Source organism: Proteus sp. G4380 (genome assembly GCF_963885725.1).
GTDB lineage: Bacteria > Pseudomonadota > Gammaproteobacteria > Enterobacterales > Enterobacteriaceae > Proteus > Proteus mirabilis.
Genome location: NZ_CAWPAV010000077.1, coordinates 1 through 4,655 on the forward strand (window position 1 = coordinate 1; position 4,655 = coordinate 4,655).

The 4,655-nt window shown below is 38.9% G+C and carries 3 protein-coding genes, 5 tRNA genes, 1 rRNA gene and 1 pseudogene; 9 read left to right on the forward strand and 1 reads right to left on the reverse strand.

The features are described 5' to 3' along the window. Positions 1-105: 105 nt before the first annotated feature. From AACU98_RS06465 to birA, 4 genes are all read left to right on the forward strand, one after another. A tRNA-Thr gene (locus AACU98_RS06465) sits at positions 106-181 on the forward strand. A gap of 49 nt (positions 182-230) precedes the next feature. Then, positions 231-346, forward strand: a 5S ribosomal RNA gene (gene rrf / locus AACU98_RS06470). Positions 347-544: 198 nt separating this feature from the next. Beyond that, positions 545-1,579 carry a UDP-N-acetylmuramate dehydrogenase gene (gene murB / locus AACU98_RS06475; protein WP_004246973.1) on the forward strand — a complete coding sequence of 345 codons (1,035 nt, stop codon included), beginning with the start codon at positions 545-547 and terminating at the stop codon, positions 1,577-1,579. Next, positions 1,576-2,538 carry a bifunctional biotin--[acetyl-CoA-carboxylase] ligase/biotin operon repressor BirA gene (birA, locus tag AACU98_RS06480; protein ID WP_004246972.1) on the forward strand — a complete coding sequence of 321 codons (963 nt, stop codon included), beginning with the start codon at positions 1,576-1,578 and terminating at the stop codon, positions 2,536-2,538. The genes murB and birA overlap by 4 nt, the downstream gene beginning before the upstream one ends. Positions 2,539-2,670: 132 nt before the next feature. On the opposite strand, the gene coaA is transcribed toward birA, so the two are convergent. Next, the gene (gene coaA, locus AACU98_RS06485; protein ID WP_004246971.1) at positions 2,671-3,618 is read right to left on the reverse strand and encodes a type I pantothenate kinase; all 948 of its coding nucleotides are present in this window, start codon (positions 3,616-3,618) and stop codon (positions 2,671-2,673) included. Positions 3,619-4,055: 437 nt separating this feature from the next. On the opposite strand from coaA, the gene AACU98_RS06490 reads away from it, so the two are divergent. The 5 genes and pseudogenes from AACU98_RS06490 to AACU98_RS06510 form a co-directional block, all read left to right on the forward strand. Next, a tRNA-Thr gene (locus tag AACU98_RS06490) sits at positions 4,056-4,131 on the forward strand. Positions 4,132-4,147: 16 nt separating this feature from the next. Beyond that, positions 4,148-4,232, forward strand: a tRNA-Tyr gene (locus AACU98_RS06495). Positions 4,233-4,314: 82 nt separating this feature from the next. After that, positions 4,315-4,389, forward strand: a tRNA-Gly gene (locus AACU98_RS06500). Positions 4,390-4,394: 5 nt separating this feature from the next. Then, positions 4,395-4,470 (forward strand) — tRNA-Thr (locus AACU98_RS06505). Positions 4,471-4,591: 121 nt separating this feature from the next. Continuing rightward, positions 4,592-4,655, forward strand: a pseudogene (locus AACU98_RS06510) (GTP-binding protein); the annotation flags it as partial.

Here is a 4,655-nt window from a genome sequence, read left to right on the forward strand (position 1 = left end):
AACGCCGTAGCGCCGATGGTAGTGTGGGGTCTCCCCATGTGAGAGTAGGGAACTGCCAAGCATCAATATTTAGGCTGTGTCAGCCGGTGACAATAAGCCACTAGTGCTGATATGGCTCAGTTGGTAGAGCACACCCTTGGTAAGGGTGAGGTCCCCAGTTCGAATCTGGGTATCAGCACCATAAAAAATTATTGATAACTACATAAACAGATAGTTATATACAGAATTTGCTTAGCGGCCATAGCGCGGTGGTCCCACCTGATCCCATGCCGAACTCAGAAGTGAAACGCCGTAGCGCCGATGGTAGTGTGGGGTCTCCCCATGTGAGAGTAGGGAACTGCTAAGCATTAAATAAGGCGAGAAAGCCAACCCAATGGGTTGGCTTTTTTGCATTTGTTTTTCTTTATTCTTAATGATCATCACACCTAGAATAATATAGGTATCTTTTTAACTTACTCTTATTACCTACCAACAGCTCACTCGCGCTATCCTCACAGCAGGTTGACTGCTAAACTAAGCTATCAGCTAAATGAGGTCGACTTTCATGAATGAACCTATTTCATTGCAATCATTTAATACATTTGGTTTGAAAGCCAATGCTCGTCATATAGAAACGGCAAAGAATACAGATGAACTCTGTCGGTACTGGCAAAATGCTCAAGACCAAAAACTGCCTATTCTTATTTTAGGCGGAGGGAGTAATGTTTTATTCATTGAAGATTTTAACGGTACGGTGATTAGAAACTGTATTTCTGGCATTGAAATTACAGAAGATGAGCAACAATGGCATATTCATGTTGGGGCAGGTGAAAATTGGCATAACCTTATAAAGAGCTTAATTGAAAAGCATATTTATGGGTTAGAAAATCTCGCTTTAATCCCTGGTAATGTTGGGTCTGCTCCCATACAAAATATTGGTGCTTATGGTAAAGAATTAAAAGACGTTTGCGCCTATGTTGATATTGTTGAGTTAAGCACTGGTAAAGTCACGCGTTTAACAAATGAAGAGTGCCAATTTGGCTATCGCGACAGTATTTTTAAACATCACTATCAGCAAGGTTATGCAATTATTGCCGTTGGTTTAGTGCTGAATAAACATTGGGAACCTATTTTGACCTATGGTGATTTAGCTAAATTATCACCAGAAACAGTCACACCACAGATAGTATTCGAATCTGTATGCGGTATGAGGACAAGTAAATTGCCGGATCCTGCTCTTACAGGTAATGCGGGTAGTTTTTTTAAAAATCCTATTGTTGATATAAAACTTGCACAACGCTTAAAAAGTAAATATCCATTTTGCCCTCAATATGTACAACATAATGGTGTAAAACTTGCTGCAGGCTGGCTTATTGATCAATGTGGTTTGAAAGGTTATCAGAGCGGTGGCGCTGCTGTGCATACAAAACAGGCATTGGTATTAATTAATAAAGAAGGCAAGGCAAGTGGGCGCGATATTGTTAATTTAGCAAGTTATATTCGCCAAAAGGTATTTGAACGTTTTGGAGTCCAATTAGAGCCGGAAGTGCGTTTTATTGGACGGCATGGCGAGATTAACGCGGTGGATGCTATTTCATGAAAGAGACATCAACTCCTCTATTACTCATCAATATCCTTGCTGATGGTGAGCTCCATTCAGGAGAACAATTAGGCGAAAGTTTGGGGATGACACGGGCAGGGATTAATAAGCATATCAAGACATTGCGTAGCTGGGGTATCGACATTCATACAGTGGCAGGTCAGGGTTATCAGCTAGATGCACCGATGAACCTGTTAAACAGTGAACGTGTCAATCGAGGCATTCAAGGTGCACCAGCTCGTGTGATACCGGTTATTGATTCAACTAACCAGTATATGATACAGCGTATTAGTGAATTAACCTCCGGTGATGTTTGTATTGCTGAATATCAATCTGCAGGGCGTGGGCGTAGAGGGCGGCAATGGATCTCTCCTTTTGGTCGTAATCTATATCTCAGTATGTATTGGAAATTGGATCAAGGGCCTGCTGCAGCAATCGGGCTAAGTTTAGTTGTTGGTGTGATCCTTGCTGAAGTTTTACAGCAATTTGGTGCGAATGGTGTCAAAGTTAAATGGCCAAACGATCTTTACTTAAATGATAAAAAATTATCTGGGATCTTGGTTGAATTAACGGGAAAAACAGGTGATGTTGCGCATATTGTTACTGGCATTGGTATTAATATCGCCATGAGTAACAATCAAAAAGATGCAATAAACCAACAATGGATTAATTTAGAGCAGGTAGGGATAAAAATAGATAGGAATCAGTTGGCTTGTGAAATCACTAATGCGCTAAGAAAAGCATTTGTACAATTTGAAAAACAGGGGTTATCTGCTTTTATTGAACGTTGGAAAAGTTTAGATAATTTTATTGATAGGCGTGTTAAATTAATTATTGGTGACAAAGAGATCTTTGGTATCGCTAAAGGTATTAATGAGCAAGGGGCGTTACTTTTAGAACAAAACAATAAAATAGTACCCTATATTGGTGGTGAGATATCGCTACGAAGTGCACCATAATTGGTTTATTTTGCTACAATTTTCATATTAAAATATGCTCTCTAAAATAGGTAAAGAGAGCATATTTAAATTTAATCCGCCTATTTATAGGGTGAGAATTGATAATTTATCTATTCTCTAAATAGGTAAGATTTATTTACGTAATCTAACGCTTTTAACCGAATGGTTATCACCCTTAGTCATAATCAAACTGGCTCTTTCACGGGTTGGTAAAATATTTTGCTTTAGGTTTAAGCCATTAATTTCTTGCCAAATGGAAGACGCGATCTCAATAGATTCTTCGCGACTCAGTTTGGAATAATTATTGAAATAGGATTCGGGATCGGTAAATGCCCCTTCACGGAATTTTAAAAATCGGCTGATATACCAATGTTTCAATAATGCTTCATCTGCATCAACATAAATGGAAAAGTCGACATAATCTGATACAAAAACATTATGTGGATCATGAGGGTAGTCTTGATTACTCTGTAATACATTGAGTCCTTCAAGGATCAAAATATCGGGTTGCTCAATGACCTGTTTTTTGTCTGGAATAATGTCATACACTAAATGAGAATAGACAGGTGCAGTCACTTGCTTTTTGCCCGATTTAATATCAGAGACAAAAGAGACAAGACTATGCATATCATAGGATTCAGGAAACCCTTTTTTCTTCATTATTCCGCGTTTTTTTAATTCCGCATTAGGTAATAAAAAACCATCAGTGGTAATCAAATCCACTTTCCGATGTTCAGGCCAACGAGTTAGCAAAGCTTGAAGTAAACGGGCAGTCGTACTTTTACCCACCGCTACGCTACCCGCTATACCAATGATATAAGGAATTTTGGCGTTATTTGTGCCTAAAAACTGTTCTAAGACAGCCTGACGACGTAAATTTGAACTGATATAGAAATTTAACAACCTTGATAATGGAAGATAAATTTCAATGACATCATCAATTGAGATTTCTTCATTAATGCCTTTAAGGTCGGCAATTTCTGTTTCTGTTAATGTTAAGGGGACCGAATTCCTTAACGTAGCCCACTGCTTTCTATCAAATTCTAAATAAGGGGTTGTAAAGCGTTCTTTGTTATTCATAAGCCAACATCTGCCTAGTATTCGCAGGTTGGACAGGCTGTTTAAAACACCCGTATCCGATAAAAAATAAACAGCATCATAACGAGTGATGTGGCAGAGGCGTAGAGATTTTTTACTTTTTTTCTGCTTTTTTTGACGCGAACTGAATAAATTTGTAAAAAAAGTACAAAAAATAGTCATAAAAAATAAAAATAAGCGTAGAATAAAAGCGTAAAAATAATTCTTTTAGGTGAATTTTACTGTTTAGTGATAAATCTAGGATTGTAGAGAGAATATTGCGTTGGATTTTCTTTGATTTTTTTGCTGTCATTTTGGTCGTTTTTTTCCTAAAAAATCAACAATACATACAAAAATGAACAAAATCTAAGCAAAAGAACAAATATCGCAATTTTTTTGTTGCATCATGACGAAAGTCCTCCTAGAATGCGCACCACTTAGCCGGCATAGCTCAGTTGGTAGAGCAACTGACTTGTAATCAGTAGGTCCCGAGTTCGACTCTTGGTGCCGGCACCATTTAAAATTTAGATTTGGTGGGATACCCAAGCGGCCAAAGGGAGCAGACTGTAAATCTGCCGTCACAGACTTCGAAGGTTCGAATCCTTCTCCCACCACCATTAATTCCTTACTTAAGTGTTTTCAAATCGTGAACACTTGAGTAGAATACAAAGCTGATTTTAAGTCAGGTAGCCGAGTTCTGCGGGCATCGTATAATGGCTATTACCTCAGCCTTCCAAGCTGATGATGCGGGTTCGATTCCCGCTGCCCGCTCCAGATGTGCTGATATAGCTCAGTTGGTAGAGCGCACCCTTGGTAAGGGTGAGGTCGGCAGTTCGAATCTGCCTATCAGCACCACTCCCCAATGTTCTTGCCTTCCTGATTAAAAATCTTAACAAGCATAGCTAATCGCTAGTTTAATTACTGCTTGGTTGATGTGGTGTAACCACCGATTCCGTGTCTTAGAGGGACAATTTAAATGTCTAAAGAAAAATTTGAACGTTCAAAACCGCACGTTAACGTTGGTACTATCGGCCACGTTG